This is a genomic window from Ruegeria sp. YTSA064 (assembly GCF_059610325.1).
In genome coordinates this window covers 1-15,799 of the sequence record NZ_JBXWNK010000005.1, presented here as the reverse complement: position 1 = coordinate 15,799, position 15,799 = coordinate 1, and the positions used below count along the sequence as shown (strand labels likewise).

The following is a 15,799-nucleotide window of genomic DNA, read 5'->3' as shown; positions in this document are numbered from 1 at the left end:
CATGACGACCTTGAAAATTTGCTAATGCGAAATCAGTCGTCTTTCTTGAGCAAAGAATTAATTTCGATTGTCCCATTTTTGGACACAATTGCCCTCTAGGGTAGCCGTTGAACCATTGCGGCGATCAGAGCCGTAAAACCTACTTGAACGAAACATGACGAGGGACAAATGCGAGCTGTTTTTGGACTTGTTCTTATCATCGGGATCGCCTTGGCCGGTGGTGCTGTCTATATGGCACGCGAATATATTACCGAAAACCAGGCCAAACTTGCGCAGGAACGAAAGCTGCGTGAAGAGGCACTGGCAAATGCAAAAGCAGGCGTTGTGCCAACAGTCGGAGTTCTGGTTTCAAACCGGTCTCTCAAATATGGTGAGCGACTGAACCAAGAAGATATTCGCGTTGTCCAGTGGCCTGAAACCGCAATCCCCGAGGGTGCATTCATCGATGCTGCGGTATTGTTCCCCGATATCAAGAATAACGAACGATATGTGCTTCGGTCGATGGAAAAAGACGAAGCCATCATGGAGGTCAAAGTTACCAATCCGGGCGAAACAGCGGGCTTGAGGTCGCAGTTGCCCAAGGGCATGCGTGCCTTTGCAATCAGCGTCGATGTTGCTTCCGGCGTTTCGGGCTTCTTGCGCCCTGGTGACACAGTGGACGTCTATTGGACCGGATCGCTGCGCGGTACTACTGATGCTGGACGCGGCGAGATTACCCGACTGGTTCTGACAAATATTGAACTGGTCGCAGTTGACCAGATTGCGGGTTCAGATGTCACAGGGACCACGATTGCCCGCACTGTAACCGTAGCGGCGACCTCACAACAAATTGCGGCTTTGGCACAGGCACAAAACACCGGCCGTATGTCTCTGGCGCTAGTGGGCGCGCAGGATGATGAAGTCGCCGAAGTGGTTGAAGTAGACCAGCAATCATTATTGGGAATTCAAGAACGAGCACCCGCACCGGTAGTGGTTGAAAAGAAGGTTTGTACAATCCGAACCCGTCGTGGCGGCGAAACTGTCGAGACACCAATTCCCTGTACAAACTAACGAAAATTCAAACCGTTAACGACCCACAGACCGCGCATTTTGCGCGGTCTTTTTCATGGTGTTGTTGCGAGAAACCCACATAAGGAAAATTCCGGAAACCATTGATTATTGCAATAAATCCGGAATTGGCGCAGGGTTCAGATCATAGGGCATTAGACCCATAAAAAATCGAGTGGTGATCGGAGAGGCAGGTCACATGACAATACGTTCCTGGATCAGCGCAACCCTGCTGGGGTTGTCGCTTGTTGTGAGCCCAATCGGCGATGCCGCGTGGGCCCAAAATCTTCGCGTGGTGAAAAAGGGGACAGCTGAATCGCTGGATGTTCCTGTTAACCGCGCAATTGTGGTGGAGAGTGAACAACCCTTTGCCGATATCAGCATTGCCAACGCAGGCATTGCAGACATTTCTACTCTGTCCGACCGGACAATATATGTATTGGGTCGCGCACCCGGCATAACCACGCTGACGATGTTCGATGGCGGTGGAAATCTGATCACTAACGTGCGTGTGCGCGTTTCGCCTGATGTCTCTGAGTTCAAAGAGCGGCTGCGTCAGATTCTGCCAAATGAGCCGATCGAAGTACGGACTGCAAATGACGGTATTGTCCTATCCGGTACGGTATCAAGCAGTGCAAGACTGGCACGTGCTCTTGAACTCGCCGAGCGCTACGCGCCTGAGCGTGTATCGAACTTGATGAATGTTGGTGGCGTACAGCAAGTCATGCTGAAAGTGCGATTCGCCGAAATGAACCGTTCGGTAGCGAAGAACCTGTCGGCATCTCTGGGCTTTGGCGGTGGAGACGCGACCGGCGGCTTCAACAGCTTGAACAACCAAGCATCACTTAACAACGCGTTGGCGAATAACATCCCGTTCGTGCAAACCAATACGGGTGCTATCTTGTTTGGGTTCGGCGCAGGTTCAACGCAGGTTCGCCTTCTGTTGGAAGCACTTGAAACCAAAGGCTTAGTCCGCAGTTTGGCCGAACCGAACCTTTCGGCACTATCCGGACAAGAGGCTGAATTTTTGGCCGGTGGCGAAGTGCCGATCCCTGTTCCGCAAGGTGACGGCGTGGTTGCGATCGAGTATCGGGCCTTCGGCGTTCAGCTCTTGTTCGTTCCTCGTGTCGTGGACGGCGACCGCATCAATCTGGAAATGGGCGCATCCGTATCGTCAATCGATCAGAGTTCCGATTTCACGATCAACGGCGACAACGTCCCGAGCTTCATCTCGCGTACCACACGCACGACGATCGAGTTGAATGATGGTGAAAGCTTTGCGATTGCTGGTTTGATCCAGGATGACTTCACAGATCTGAACAGTCAGGTTCCGTGGTTGGGTGATGTGCCGGTTCTGGGCGCTCTTTTCCGCAGCGCTCAATATCAGCGCGAACAAAGCGAGCTGATCATTATTGTTACCGCACATCTGGTTTCACCTACTCGTGGTGAGGCGCTTGCCCTGCCAACTGACCGGGTCAAACCACCCAGCGAGTTCGATCTGTTCGTGAATGGCAAAGTCGCCCGGACTGAACGAGCCGGAAGCGGTGCTGCATCGGAAGTGGCCAAGCAGGACTTTGGCGCCTCCTATGGCTATGTTCTGGATTGATAGGAGGATAGGACCAATGGAAAAGTGGATCTTGACACTGGGCCTTTCGGTTGCTGTCGCTGGCTGTACTCGCGAAGCTGGGTATGAAATCGATCAGGGCACTTTCGGAAACGCGACGCTGAATAACATTCAGGTCATGAATGGCGAGTTGACGTATGGCCAGATCCTGGCTCAGAGATTCGCCGCAGAGGTTCCGACGCAGATCAACTTTGCGTTTGATAGCGCACAGCTGGATGCATCAGCGCAGAAGATTCTGCTGCAGCAAGCCGCATGGATCAAACAGTTCCCCGAAGCGCGGTTCCGTGTTTACGGTCACACCGACGCTGTAGGTTCAACTGCTTATAACAACCGTCTGGGGCAACGCCGTGCCAATGCGGCGGTGGCATTCCTGACGCGGCAAGGGATCTCGCGATCAAGACTGGAAGCGGTTGTTTCGTTTGGGAAATCCCGCCCTCTTGTGGCGACTCCGGATCGGGATCGTCGTAACCGTAGGACGGTTACCGAGGTTTCAGGATTTGTTGATAGTCACAAGAATATCCTGGATGGGAAATACGCTGAAGTTATCTACCGCGAGTATATCTCAAGCGCGGCCCCGGTCAGCTTCATCCAAATCGGTGAAGGCGAATCCGGTGAATAATAATACCTAAGAAATGGGCGGCATTGTCGCCCATTTCCCTACAATTGGTTCTTTTGCGCCCAATTCTCGCCCCACTTCCAAGCAACATTGTGAACAATAGGGTGACCTGCGGCCAAAATTGACCGCATCGGGCGACAGCAAGCTAGAACTGACCTTTCACGCGTTCATCAGGTTTGCTCAGCCCTCTCGACGAGGATTGTGTTTATGACGAGCGCGACGCCGCAAGATGAAAACGACGCCATTCTGGCCTGCACGATTAGCCGTGATGTCCAGAATTTCGATCTGTTGATCGAAGATATGGAAGCCGCGCTAGGAGAACGCTGGGGGGATCTGGGGTTTGCCGAGGCGCTCGCGTTCTTTAGCCAGCCCGAAGCTGAATCGCTTCAGTTTGTTGCCCTGGCGCTGGATGGTGATGACGAAGACAACTTGACCATGATGGGTGAAATCATCACGCGTGCCAAGGAAAAGGGCATAAAGGTTGTTTTGATCGCAGAAGATGTGACTCCGGCTTCCCTGCATCAACTATTGCGTAAGGGCGCTGATGAGTTTGTCCCCTACCCGCTTCCCGAAAACGAACTTCAGGAAGCAATTGACCGGATGAACAAGCCCGACCCGGTCACAGCACCACAAGCCGCAGCAGTGCCGCTGGCCAATGGTGCGTCGAAAGAGGGCGCGCTGTTCGTGGTCCAGGGGCTCGCAGGCGGGGTCGGCTCCACGACGATGGCCGTAAACCTTGCGTGGGAACTGGCTACAGTTTCAGCCAAAGAAACACCCAAAGTGTGCCTGATTGATCTGGATCTTCAATATGGCAGCGTTTCTACGTTTTTGGACCTTCCGCGTCACGAGGTCGTATTCGAAATGCTCTCGGACACTGATTCCATGGACGAGGAATCCTTCGGGCAAGCCCTGCAAACATTCGAAGACAAGCTGCAGGTCCTAACCGCTCCGTCCGATATGGTTCCACTGGATATTATCAACCCTGAGGATATCCAGCGGGTGATCGATACAGCACGCAGCCACTTCGACTACGTCGTGATCGACATGCCCAAAACACTGGTTCACTGGTCCGAAACGGTGCTGCAGGCGGCGCATGTCTATTTTGCTTTGATCGAACTCGATATGCGATCGGCTCAGAACGCGTTGCGCTTGAAACGGGCTTTGCAGGCCGAAGAACTGCCTTTTAACAAGTTGCGGTTTGCCATGAACAGGGCACCGAAATTCACCGACCTCAACGGAAAAGGCCGGGTCAAACGTATGGGCGAAAGCCTGGGCATTTCGATCGACTTGCTTCTACCTGATGGTGGCAAGGCAGTCATGCAAAGCGGTGATCACGGCCTGCCATTGGCAAACTCGGCGGCCAAGAATCCGCTACGTCGCGAGATCGCCAAACTTGCTCAATCGCTTCATAGCCTAGGCAGCAGCGACGCTGAAGCCGCATAATTCAAAGGGGAGCTGCCGTGTTTTCAAGATATAAGAAACAGCCTTCGGCGCAGCCGGTTCAAACCCCGGCGCCTGAAAAAGCTGAGGCCGCAACGCCAGCCGCGGCGGCGGCCTCGACCAATGTCGTACGCAAGCCGGTGCAAAAAAAGGCGGCGGAGGTCACCGTCAACGACAAAGAGCGCAAGCGCAAAGAGCGTTTGGGTGAGATCAAGCTGGAACTGCACCGTGAACTGCTTGAAAACCTAAACCTTGCGGCGCTTGAGAAAGCAGCAGAGGCCGAGTTACGGGCTGAGATCAGTGCAATTTCAAGCGAAGTTCTGGAATCGCGCAATATTGTCTTGAACCGCGAGGACCGCACTCAGCTCAACAAGGAACTTTATGATGAAGTCACCGGCCTGGGGCCGCTGGAAACCTTGCTGCAGGACGATACGGTCAACGATATTTTGGTAAACGGCCCTCAGCAGATTTTCGTCGAGCGAGCAGGCAAACTGGAAATCAGCGACATCACTTTCAAGGATGAAAAGCACCTGATGCGGATCATCGACAAGATCGTGTCTGCTGTTGGCCGTCGTGTCGATGAATCCAACCCTTACGTTGACGCCCGTTTGGCAGACGGCTCGCGTTTCAACGCAATGGTGCCGCCGATTGCGGTTGATGGCTCGCTGGTTTCGATTCGTAAGTTCAAGAAGGACAAGCTGGGCATTGACGATCTTGTCAATTTTGGCGCCTTCACGGAAGAAATGGCCGCCTATTTGCAGGCCGCGGTTTCAACGCGCCTGAATATCATCGTTTCGGGTGGTACGGGTTCCGGTAAGACGACAACGCTAAATGCGCTTTCCAGCTTTATCGACGACGCCGAACGCATCCTAACCATCGAGGATACGGCGGAACTTCAGCTACAACAGACCCATGTGGGCCGGATGGAAAGCCGCCCGCCCAACGTGGAAGGCAAGGGTGAGGTCAGCCCGCGGGACTGTCTGAAAAACGCCCTACGTATGCGCCCCGACCGCATCATCGTGGGCGAGACGCGTGGTGCCGAGGTGATCGACATGTTGCAGGCCATGAACACAGGCCACGACGGATCAATGACAACGATCCACGCCAACTCTGCCCGCGACGGTATCTCACGTCTTGAGAACATGATCGCGATGGCTGGAATCGAAATGCCGATCAAAGCCGTCCGCAGCCAGATCTCATCGGCTGTGAACCTGATTGTTCAAGCCAGCCGTCTACAGGACGGTTCACGTCGCATGACTTCCATAACTGAGATTACCGGGATGGAAGGTGACGTGATTTCTTTGCAGGAACTCTTTAAATTTCAACGTGTTGGCTTGACCCCTGATAACAAAATCATCGGCCATTTCACTGCGACAGGCGTTCGGAGCAACTTTTCAGAGCGGTTCCGCCTGTGGGGTTTCGATCTACCCGCTTCGATCTACGACCCGACCACGATGTAGGAGAACCAAGATATGCAACTGCCTGTCGAGGCGCTCATCTATGTCGTGATTTTCGTCGGGGTTTTTGCCCTGGTCGAAGGTATCTATCTTGTCGCCTTTGGAAAATCGATCAGCCTGAACAGCCGTGTCAATCGCAGGCTGGATATGATCGACAAGGGTGTCGGTCGCGAACAGGTGCTGGAACAACTGCGCAAGGAAATGCAGCAGCATATGAAGTCGCAGAGCATCCCGCTCTATTCGCTTCTTGCAGACAAAGCCCAAAAAGCCGCAATCGCCTTCTCGCCCAGACAGCTGATTATGATCATGGCGCTGGTTTCTGGTTTGGTCTTCATGGCCCTCAGCGTGGCCACGGCGACCGAAATGACATTGCGGATCGCGCTTTCGGGTGCCATCGGTATTGGTGCTGTCTACACTTGGGTCAGCAATAAGGCCAAGAAACGCATGGCTTTGATCGAAGAACAATTACCGGATGCGGTTGAACTGATGGTGCGATCGCTTCGGGTCGGCAACCCGTTTGTTTCATCGATCCAGATCGTTGCCAGCGAAGTTGAGGACCCACTTGCGACGGAATTTGGCATCATCTCGGATGAATCTGCTTATGGCCGGGAAGTGGGTGAAGCGCTTAAGGACATGGCAGAACGGCTGGATATGCAGGATTTGCGCTTCCTTGCCGTGGCGGTTTCCATTCAGCAGCAGTCCGGGGGTAACCTCGCTGACATTCTCGCCGGCCTTGCGAAAGTGATCCGGGCCCGGTTCCGCTTGTTCCGTCGGGTGAATGCGATTACCGCTGAGGCAAAATGGTCAGGAAAGTTCCTGTCCGGCTTCCCTCTTGCATGCCTCATGTTCATTCTGGTCAAGGATCCGCACTATTACGATTCAGTGATGGATCATCCGCTTTTCATTCCAGCCTGTTTCTTTGTTGGCATCATGCTGACATTGAACCTGATCGTCATGAAAATCCTGACTGATATTAAGGTTTAGAGGTGCCGCCATGGAAATTCTGAGCCAGATCAATGAGCTGCTGAAAACTCATTTAGGCGAATTTGGCCCGCTGATTGTCGTTGGTATTCTGGGTTTGTTTATGATCCTGATCACCGTCCCTTTGATGCTGAATCAGCCTGAGGATCCACTTAAGAAGCTACAACGTTCAAACGCGGCGCCTAAGAAAAGTAAGAAAGAAAAGAAAGAACGCCTGAGAAACGCCAGCCGCAACGAGCAGCTTGAAAAATTTGCCAATTTCCTCGAACCCAAGGACGAGGAAGAATATTCGGCCGTTCAGCTCAAGCTGCGCCAAGCGGGCTATCAGTCAAAAGATGCCGTCCGATTCTATCATTTTTCGCAGTTTGCGTTGGGGATTGTCGGAATTCTGATCGGTATCTCACTGGTCACGGTTTTTGCAGGAGATCAGGAGTTTGACTCTACTCAACTCCTAATTCGCGTTTTGGGGCCTGGACTGGTCGGATACTTCATACCCAAGTACTGGATCACACGACGCGTAGAGGAACGGAAGGAGGCCATCGTCAACGGTTTCCCGGACACGCTTGACCTGATGCTTGTTTGCGTCGAAGCCGGCCAATCGCTTGATCAAGCCATCGTTCGGGTCGCAGCGGAAATGAAAGCCTCCTATCCCGACATTGCGCTTGAATTTGAAGTCGTCGCCTATGAAATGAAGGCTGGTAAAGAAAAGGATACGGTCCTGCGCGATTTTGCCAGGCGTTGCGGAGTTCAGGACGTTAGCGCATTTGTGACTGTTATGATCCAGTCAGCCACCTTTGGTACATCGATCGCGGAAGCTCTGCGGGTTTACGCCGACGAAATGCGCGACAAGCGCGTTATGCGCGCCGAAGAAGCCGCGAACAAGTTGCCAACCAAAATGACACTCGCCACAATGATGTTGACCGTCCCCCCCCTTCTGGTCATTCTTGTTGGCCCTTCGGCAAAAGGTATCATGGAGTTTGGAAGCCAATAACGCTCACCTTCTGCGTGATAAGGTTCTCAAGCCTTTCGGTTTGCACCTGCGTCATCTCTTTAGGGCCGCCATGGTTATTGCCATGGTGGCCTCTTGCACTGAAACGCGTTCTCCGGATGATCCATTTGCGCCTGGAATTGACCCCGATGGCCCGGCTGTGGATGAAATCGCTATCGGCAATCGCCTAATGGCGGCAGGCGAATACGAGCTTGCGATGGAATCCTTCACCCGGGCGGCGCTGACCGAGGGAATGACACCCGAGATCCTGACTTCGCTCGGCACCGCCAATTTGGGCTTACGCCGGATCGGACAAGCCGAACCCCTGCTACGCCGAGCAGTGGAGGATGATCCCGATTGGCCGGTCGCCTGGAATAATCTTGGCGTATTCCTGATGGAGACGGGCGAATACGCCGAAGCAGCACAGGTTTTCCGCCGTGCTTTTGCGTTAGACAATGGCGAAAGTGACGCAATCCGTGACAATTTGCGGTTAGCACTCGCAAAAATGGAAAATCCTGCTAATAATACCCCACAAGAACAAGAATTTGAGCTGGAGCAGCGCGGCGACGGGCAATTCGTTCTGCGCAAAAACCCGGCAATAGAGGCAGAGCAGTAAAGGACGCAAAAATGCGCCATCCCTTTTTGATTCCGACGATGCTTGCGTGCGGGCTGGTTTTTTCCGCTTGCGCAAAAGAAACTGAAGAGGAAAAAGTCGAACGTACATTTCAGGAAGTGAACGTTATTGACGAGACCAACCTGAATGACGTGATGCTGAATGCAGCTGATCCAAATGAAGCCGTCACTTATTTTCAGGGTGCGGCCGCCAAGAACCCGGACCGGATCGATCTTCAGCGTGGTCTTGCGATTACCCTGACCCGCGCCAAGCGCAACACCGAGGCATCAGCGGCATGGAAACGTGTGCTCGGGATGAAAGGTGCAAACAACGCCGACCGGGTTGAATATGCAGATGCGCAAGTGCGTAGCGGAAATTGGGACGGTGCAAAGGCAACACTCGACAAAATCCCACCCACTTATGAGACTTTCAAGCGCTATCGGCTTGAGGCGCTGGTGGCAGACTCCAGAAAAGACTGGAAACGCTCGGACCATTATTATGAAACCGCCGTTGGCCTGACTACGCGACCGGCGGGTGTCATGAATAACTGGGGCTACTCCAAAATGGCACGCGGGCAATATGCCGAAGCTGAACGTCTGTTCACCGAAGCCATTCAACAGGACAACGCGCTATTTACCGCGAAGAACAATCTGGTTCTGGCGCGCAGTGCACAAGGCAATTACAGCGTTCCGGTTGTCCCGATGTCACAGACCGAACGGGCGATGTTGCTGAATACGATGGCTATTTCGGCAGTTAAACAAGGCGATGTAAACCTTGCCAAGAACCTGTATCGCGAGGCAATCGCCACGCATCCCCAGCATTATGACGAAGCCGTTCGCTCGCTTCGGGCACTCGAGGACGCCTAATCCATGCACATACCAGCGGCAGCGGCGGCGTGGTTCTTACCATTTGTCCTGCCGATCTGTTTCTACGTTGCCTTCACCGATATGCGTGAGATGCGGATCAAGAACCATGCGGTCATGGCACTGTTGGTGGTTTATCTCGTTGTCGGCCTTTTCGTTTTGCCACCGTGGTCGGGCGAATGGCTACCCGGCACGTTTGGTCCGGTCACTGTTAAGCTGCCTCTATACGCCTGGCAGCTGCTTCACATAGTCGTTGTACTGATCGTCGGCATCATATTGAATGCGGCTGGAATTATGGGAGCTGGCGACGCCAAATTCTGCGCTGCCGCCGCTGCTTTTATCTGGGCCAGTGATTTCATGTGGGTTTTCATAATTCTGTCTGCCACGCTGCTTGGGGCTTTTTGCTCCCACCGGTTAGCGAAACACACCCGACTGCGCCAGATCGCTCCGCATTGGGACAGTTGGGATCGCGGTAAACAGTTTCCAATGGGTCTGACGCTTGCAGGTAGCCTCGTGGCTTACCTGATTTTGGGCATAATCCACGGTTCGTGAACAATCATGACCGCGCCTTGCCCGCGCCTTGGTCCTGCCACAAAGACGCGTCAAATTTTCCCTAAACGGCCCTGCATGGGGCCTTTGGTGTGATAATTGACAGACGAGTCCCGCTTATGAACATGCAGACGTCCTCCGTTATGGCCCCCCCTGCCCCTAAGGGGTTGGCTGAAATGCAGCTTCCGCTGGTGATGATGCGTGACATTCTGCTGAAAACGATCTTTCGCAAGAACGTGGATACGGTAAGCGAGGTTGCCGCGGCGGTATGCCTGCCCGGCTCGGTGACGCAGGAACTGATCGATATCGCACGGGAACAGAAACTGATGGAGGCGACAGGCACACTGAACGCCAACTCGGGCAACGAGATGGGGTATCAGTTAACCGATGCAGGAAAGGCCCGTGCCTTAGACGCGCTTAGCCAATCGGAGTATTTTGGCGCGATGCCGGTGCCACTGGACGTCTATCGCGAACAGGTCAAGCGTCAGTCGATCCGCAACATTCAGGTCACCCGTGATCAATTGACTGGTGCTATGGGTCATCTGGTTCTACCCGACAGCCTGCTGGATCACTTGGGCCCTGCTGTCAGCGCCGGTCGCTCGATCCTGATGTATGGCCCTCCGGGCAATGGTAAGTCCTCAATCTCGAACGGAATTCGGGACGCGCTGGGTGACAATGTCTATGTCCCGCGCGCCATCGAATATTCGGGGCAGGTGATCACCGTATACGATCCGATTGTTCACACCGCGATTGAACAGGAAGAGGACGATCCCAACAGTTTGCGCCGCCGGAAACGGTTCGATACGCGTTATGTGCAATGCGAGCGCCCGACCGTGGTTACCGGCGGTGAACTGTCGCTGAGCATGTTGGACCTCGTTTACAACCCCACTGCCCGGACCTATCAGGCACCGCTGCAATTGAAATCGACCGGAGGCATTTTCATCGTGGACGACCTTGGGCGTCAGGCCGAACCCCCTCAGGCCCTGATCAACCGCTGGATCGTTCCGCTGGAAGAAAGCAAGGATATCCTCGGCCTGCAATCTGGTGAGAAGTTCGAAGTACCCTTCGATACTCTGGTCATCTTTTCAACCAACTTCCATCCGAATGAAATCTTTGACCAAGCCGCTCTGCGCCGGATCTTCTTCAAGATCAAGATTGATGGTCCGAACCAAGAGAACTTCCTCAAGATCTTTGCGATGGTCGCCCGCAAACGCGGGATGCCTCTGGACGAAGCCGCTCTGGTACATTTGCTGAAGGTCAAATACCCGACGATCCAGAACATCTACGCGAATTATCAACCGATCTTCCTGATCGATCAGATGATCTCGATCTGCGAATTCGAAGGCATCCCCTATCAGATGAGCCCCGATTTGATCGACCGTGCCTGGGCGAACATGTTCGTCAAGGAAGAAAAGATCGTTCACTAACCCCCTGTCCTTCTGAACCCGGGCGGTTAATCTGCGGCCATGACGCAGATTCCCGCCCGGATTAGCGATTGGTTTGCAGCCAAAGGCTGGTCGATCCACCCGCATCAACAAGACATGTTCGACCAGGCACAGGAGCCGGCGACGCTTTTGATTGCCCCGACAGGCGGGGGCAAGACGATGGCCGGTTTCTTGCCGTCCCTGTCCGAACTGGCCGACGGCGCGCATGATGGGCTGCATACGATCTATGTCTCACCACTCAAGGCGCTGGCCGCTGATATCCGCCGCAATCTGCGTGCCCCGGTGGAAGAGATCGGCTTGCCTATACGGATCGAAGACCGCACTGGCGATACGTCGGCCACGCAAAAGAAACGCCAGCGTGTTGATCCTCCACATATCCTACTGACCACACCAGAAAGCTTGGCGTTACTCACCTCCTACGAAGACGCGCCGCGTATGTTTGCGGGAGTCCAGCGCATCATCGTTGATGAGATTCACGCTTTGGCGGAAAGCAAACGGGGCGATCAATTGATGCTTGCACTGGCACAGTTGCAAGCGCTCTGCCCCGATTTGCGCCGTGTCGGCCTGTCTGCGACTGTGGAAGACCCAGAAGGCATTGCGCAGTTTCTGGCCCGGCATCCTGATCCTTGCAGAATAATTCAGGCCGATCCCGGCCCAGATCCCGATATCGCGATGCTTGAAACCAAAGAAATGCCCCCCTGGTCTGGTGGAGGCGCCGCCTATGCCATTCCGGCGGTGCTGGAGCAGGTTCGGCAGCATAGAACAACACTGATCTTCCACAACACGCGCGCTCAGGCCGAAATATTCTTTCATAATCTCTGGCTGGCAAATGATGAAAGTCTGCCAATCGGTATCCATCACGGCAGTCTGGACCGGCAGCAACGCGAAAGGGTTGAGGCCGCAATGGTATGCGGTGATCTGCGGGCCATCGTCTGCACGGGCAGCCTCGATCTGGGAATCGATTGGGGGGATGTGGATCTGGTGATCCAAATTGGCGCGCCAAAGAACGTCAAACGGCTGGTGCAGCGGATCGGACGGGCAAACCATCGTTATAATGCCCCATCGAAGGCGTTGCTGGTCCCTGCCAACCGGTTTGAAGTGGTCGAATGTGTGGCTGCTCTGCAGGCGGTGCAGGAACATGACCTCGATGGTGATCCTCGTGGTGCGGGCCCTCGGGATGTGCTCTGCCAGCATATCCTGATCGCCGCTGCAGCGGGACCGTTCGAGGCCGATGTGCTCTACACCGCGCTGACTTCGGCGGGGCCCTATGCCGACCTCCACCGATCCGAATTTCATGCCTGCCTGGATTTCTGCGCCACCGGCGGGTACGCCCTGCGCGCCTATGACCGCTGGCAGCGGTTGCAGCAGCGATCAGATGGGCGCTGGCAATTGCGTGATCCACGAGCAGCGCAGCGTATCCGGATGAATCTGGGCACAATTCAGGACACTGACACGCTGAAGGTACGGTTGAAACGAAATCGCGGTGGCAAGCCACTTGGCGAGGTGGAAGAAGGGTTTGCTGCCTCGCTCACCCCCGGTGACACATTTCTGATCGGCGGTCAGATCGTCCGTTATGAAGGGCTGCGTGAAATGGTGGTTGAGGTCAGCCGCCGTGCCGACAAGAAACCCAAAATCGCAACCTTCTCTGGCACAAAATTCGCCACATCTACGCAGCTTAGCGACCGCATCCTGCGTATGTTCGCGCAAAGCGACTGGGCACACTTGCCCGCCCACACCGCCGATTGGCTGGCGTTGCAACGCGACGTCTCGCGCCTACCGCAGCGCGATCGACTATTGATCGAAAGCTTCCCCGACAATGGACGTGAACATATCTGTGTCTATGGCTTTGCAGGCCGAAATGCGCAGCAGACCCTGGGCTTGTTACTAACCAAACGTATGGAAGAGACCGGCCTTGCCCCACTGGGCTTTGTCGCTACCGACTATGCCACCTTGATCTGGGGCCTGGATGCGGTAACCGATCCACGCCCATTGTTTCAAATTGATGCGCTGCGCGAAGGGCTGGAAACGTGGTTGGCAGGCAACGCCGTGATGAAACGGACGTTTCGCGCCTCGGCCACAATCGCAGGTCTAATCGAGCGCAATACCGGAGGGCAGCGAAAAAGCGGGCGGCAGGCGACGTTTTCGTCAGATATCTTGTATGACACTCTGCTGAAATACGACCCCGACCATCTTTTGATGCAGATCACCCGCGAAGAAGCCATGCGCGGATTGGTTGATTTCGGTCGGATCGAAGCGATGGTCGGGCGGATCAATGGCCGCATCGATCTTCTGCGGCTGGATCGCGTTTCTCCATTGGCTGCGCCGCTCTTTCTGGAAATGGGAAAAGTGCCAGTCAAAGGTGAGGCAGAAGAACGTCTTCTGGCCGAAGAGAGTGCCCGCTTGCTGCAAGCTGCAGGCATACAATCACCGTGAATCCTCTTGCGCCGTCCGTCGAAACAGGCAAAGAACGGACCATGAACAATGTCGAGTTTTCCTTTGCGGGTCACCAACTGCGCGCACTAGGTTCCGGGGCGCTTTGGTGGCCCGATCAACGCCTGCTTTGCGTATCTGATCTGCATCTGGGCAAGTCGGAACGCATCGCTCGAAGGGGCGGTTCTTCGCTCCCCCCTTATGATACACGCGAGACTTTGACACGGCTGGAATGTGACTTGTCACATACAAAGGCCACGTCAGTAATTTGTCTGGGAGACAGCTTTGACGACTTGGACGCGTTAACTGCATTGACAACTGAGGACAGGCTTCGGATTGCAACGTTGCAAGCAGGTCGGAACTGGATCTGGATCGAAGGCAATCATGACCCCGGTCCGGTTGAAATTGGTGGTACGCATCTATCCGAATGGATTTGCAGCGGCCTCACTTTTCGCCATATAACCCAACCAGATGCAATGGCTGAGATTTCCGGCCACTATCATCCCAAGGCAAGTTTGAATATTCGGGGGCGCTCGATCTCTCGGCCTGCGTTCCTTTTGGATCATGCCCGACTAATCCTGCCCGCCTATGGGACCTATACCGGCGGGTTGCGCAGCACAGACCAAACACTGACAAGGATCATGGCCTCCGATGCCCGGGCAATCTTGACGGGGAATCAGCCCCAGAAAATTCCAATGCCGCGATGATCCTTATAACAGCCCGTCATCCACAAGATGCTGCTTGTATTTTCGGCTGACAGGTACGTGGTCGCCGTTCCTTAAACGCAGGTACGTTTTCCCCGCCTCTTTCTTGACCCCAACAATTGTGGAATCTACCACCCAATGTGATCGATGTGTGCAATGCCCAGGAACCGGCTCCATCTCAGCTATCGCATCGGTAAATCGCGAGCGGATGGTAAATGTCCCTTCTGAAGTCACGACATCGACGCTGTGATCACGCACGGTCAGTCGGTAGATCTCCCCCTCGAAACCAGTTGGCAATCGATGGTAGAGCCGTGGTCGAGGTGCTTCCACTGCTTCATCTGGATCGCCCCATTGACGAACAAGTAATAGCCCCGTTGCAAACAGAAGCCCATAAGGGACGACCTTCAACAAGTCTGGAGCCATCCGTCCATTCAATGAGAACAGAATCCACGTCAGAAACCACAAAGAGGGGGCAAACAACAACAGGATCAACGCAGCAAAAGCAAAATCCCGGAACAACGATCCCGATAAACTCAGTTTTGTGCGCACAAGTTGCCCCGCAGCCCATGTTGCAACCAGCGCCAGTAGCATTACACCAGTCCAGAACAACAACCGCTGTGAATATGACAGTGTCATGTCTCGAAAGGGTGCGAACGAATAGGCAAGCAATGGAACAAAAACTAGGCCGGCCACTACACGTTGAAGACTGCAAAACGAGATGATCGGACTTAGTTTGGACTTCATACCAAGCAACACACCTTCTTAGCCTGCACCAAAAACATCAAACGGAAGGTAGTCTAACCTCACAACCACTTGGATTAGAAGGCTTATCACGGGTTAACGCTGGGTCAAGTTAACAAATCCCCATACCTATTAATAATTCCTGGAGAACAAAAAACCGGAGAGCGCGCAGGCTCTCCGGCTAATCAGATCATACCCAAATAGGTCTTTGTGTCGGGTATTATGCTGTCAGGCCTTCGGGTTCTGGCAGGCCATTCGCCCGGCACGCGGCGGTCAGCGTATTGGCCAGCAGGCAGGCGAT

Annotated in this window: 14 protein-coding genes; 13 read left to right on the top strand and 1 reads right to left on the bottom strand. The window is 54.2% G+C overall.

The annotated features are described in order from the left end of the window. Positions 1-168 precede the first annotated feature (168 nt). The 13 genes from cpaB to pdeM all read left to right on the top strand — a co-directional run bounded on the left by cpaB (position 169) and on the right by pdeM (position 14,760). On the top strand, positions 169-1,050 hold the full coding sequence (gene cpaB / locus AC2FI7_RS08600; protein ID WP_010441659.1) for a Flp pilus assembly protein CpaB: 882 nt from the start codon (positions 169-171) through the stop codon (positions 1,048-1,050). 196 nt (positions 1,051-1,246) lie between these two features. Next, positions 1,247-2,653: a type II and III secretion system protein family protein gene (locus AC2FI7_RS08595; protein ID WP_319545165.1), complete on the top strand. Its 1,407-nt coding sequence runs from the start codon at positions 1,247-1,249 to the stop codon at positions 2,651-2,653. 16 nt (positions 2,654-2,669) lie between these two features. Next, positions 2,670-3,290, top strand: coding sequence for an OmpA family protein (locus AC2FI7_RS08590; RefSeq protein WP_010441657.1), 621 nt, complete (start codon positions 2,670-2,672; stop codon positions 3,288-3,290). Positions 3,291-3,494: 204 nt separating this feature from the next. After that, positions 3,495-4,730 (top strand): CpaE/TadZ family protein, encoded by a 1,236-nt coding sequence (locus AC2FI7_RS08585; RefSeq protein ID WP_010441656.1) that lies wholly within the window; start codon positions 3,495-3,497, stop codon positions 4,728-4,730. Between the two features lie 17 nt (positions 4,731-4,747). Then, on the top strand, positions 4,748-6,187 hold the full coding sequence (locus tag AC2FI7_RS08580) for a TadA family conjugal transfer-associated ATPase (RefSeq protein WP_010441655.1): 1,440 nt from the start codon (positions 4,748-4,750) through the stop codon (positions 6,185-6,187). A 12-nt stretch (positions 6,188-6,199) separates the two neighbouring features. After that, on the top strand, positions 6,200-7,168 hold the full coding sequence (locus AC2FI7_RS08575; RefSeq protein WP_480875869.1) for a type II secretion system F family protein: 969 nt from the start codon (positions 6,200-6,202) through the stop codon (positions 7,166-7,168). 10 nt (positions 7,169-7,178) lie between these two features. After that, complete coding sequence (locus AC2FI7_RS08570; RefSeq protein ID WP_480610513.1) at positions 7,179-8,156, top strand: type II secretion system F family protein; 978 nt, start codon at positions 7,179-7,181, stop codon at positions 8,154-8,156. A gap of 70 nt (positions 8,157-8,226) precedes the next feature. After that, positions 8,227-8,769: a tetratricopeptide repeat protein gene (locus AC2FI7_RS08565; protein WP_170541624.1), complete on the top strand. Its 543-nt coding sequence runs from the start codon at positions 8,227-8,229 to the stop codon at positions 8,767-8,769. 11 nt (positions 8,770-8,780) lie between these two features. Continuing rightward, entirely contained in the window at positions 8,781-9,632 is an 852-nt protein-coding gene (locus AC2FI7_RS08560) for a tetratricopeptide repeat protein (RefSeq protein ID WP_170779328.1), read from the top strand. 3 nt (positions 9,633-9,635) lie between these two features. Then, positions 9,636-10,181 carry a prepilin peptidase gene (locus AC2FI7_RS08555; protein WP_010441650.1) on the top strand — a complete coding sequence of 182 codons (546 nt, stop codon included), beginning with the start codon at positions 9,636-9,638 and terminating at the stop codon, positions 10,179-10,181. Between the two features lie 116 nt (positions 10,182-10,297). After that, on the top strand, positions 10,298-11,605 hold the full coding sequence (locus AC2FI7_RS08550) for a DUF8689 domain-containing protein (RefSeq protein ID WP_010441649.1): 1,308 nt from the start codon (positions 10,298-10,300) through the stop codon (positions 11,603-11,605). A gap of 39 nt (positions 11,606-11,644) precedes the next feature. Then, positions 11,645-14,056: a ligase-associated DNA damage response DEXH box helicase gene (locus AC2FI7_RS08545; protein ID WP_010441648.1), complete on the top strand. Its 2,412-nt coding sequence runs from the start codon at positions 11,645-11,647 to the stop codon at positions 14,054-14,056. A gap of 41 nt (positions 14,057-14,097) precedes the next feature. Then, the gene (gene pdeM, locus AC2FI7_RS08540) at positions 14,098-14,760 is read left to right on the top strand and encodes a ligase-associated DNA damage response endonuclease PdeM (RefSeq protein WP_029621960.1); all 663 of its coding nucleotides are present in this window, start codon (positions 14,098-14,100) and stop codon (positions 14,758-14,760) included. A gap of 3 nt (positions 14,761-14,763) precedes the next feature. Here the strand turns inward: pdeM and AC2FI7_RS08535 are convergent, their stop codons facing one another. After that, positions 14,764-15,348, bottom strand: a complete 585-nt coding sequence (locus AC2FI7_RS08535; protein ID WP_238528792.1) for a LytTR family DNA-binding domain-containing protein — start codon at positions 15,346-15,348, stop codon at positions 14,764-14,766. Positions 15,349-15,799 lie beyond the last annotated feature (451 nt).

Bases quoted from the DNA above. Each gene is read 5' to 3' on its own strand.
- cpaB (WP_010441659.1), top strand. From the start codon at position 169: ATGCGAGCTGTTTTTGGACTTGTTCTTATCATCGGGATCGCCTTGGCC.
- AC2FI7_RS08595 (WP_319545165.1), top strand. From the start codon at position 1,247: ATGACAATACGTTCCTGGATCAGCGCAACCCTGCTGGGGTTGTCGCTT.
- AC2FI7_RS08590 (WP_010441657.1), top strand. From the start codon at position 2,670: ATGGAAAAGTGGATCTTGACACTGGGCCTTTCGGTTGCTGTCGCTGGC.
- AC2FI7_RS08585 (WP_010441656.1), top strand. From the start codon at position 3,495: ATGACGAGCGCGACGCCGCAAGATGAAAACGACGCCATTCTGGCCTGC.
- AC2FI7_RS08575 (WP_480875869.1), top strand. From the start codon at position 6,200: ATGCAACTGCCTGTCGAGGCGCTCATCTATGTCGTGATTTTCGTCGGG.
- AC2FI7_RS08570 (WP_480610513.1), top strand. From the start codon at position 7,179: ATGGAAATTCTGAGCCAGATCAATGAGCTGCTGAAAACTCATTTAGGC.
- AC2FI7_RS08565 (WP_170541624.1), top strand. From the start codon at position 8,227: ATGGTTATTGCCATGGTGGCCTCTTGCACTGAAACGCGTTCTCCGGAT.
- AC2FI7_RS08560 (WP_170779328.1), top strand. From the start codon at position 8,781: ATGCGCCATCCCTTTTTGATTCCGACGATGCTTGCGTGCGGGCTGGTT.
- AC2FI7_RS08555 (WP_010441650.1), top strand. From the start codon at position 9,636: ATGCACATACCAGCGGCAGCGGCGGCGTGGTTCTTACCATTTGTCCTG.
- AC2FI7_RS08550 (WP_010441649.1), top strand. From the start codon at position 10,298: ATGAACATGCAGACGTCCTCCGTTATGGCCCCCCCTGCCCCTAAGGGG.
- AC2FI7_RS08545 (WP_010441648.1), top strand. From the start codon at position 11,645: ATGACGCAGATTCCCGCCCGGATTAGCGATTGGTTTGCAGCCAAAGGC.
- pdeM (WP_029621960.1), top strand. From the start codon at position 14,098: ATGAACAATGTCGAGTTTTCCTTTGCGGGTCACCAACTGCGCGCACTA.
- AC2FI7_RS08535 (WP_238528792.1), bottom strand. From the start codon at position 15,348: ATGCTACTGGCGCTGGTTGCAACATGGGCTGCGGGGCAACTTGTGCGC.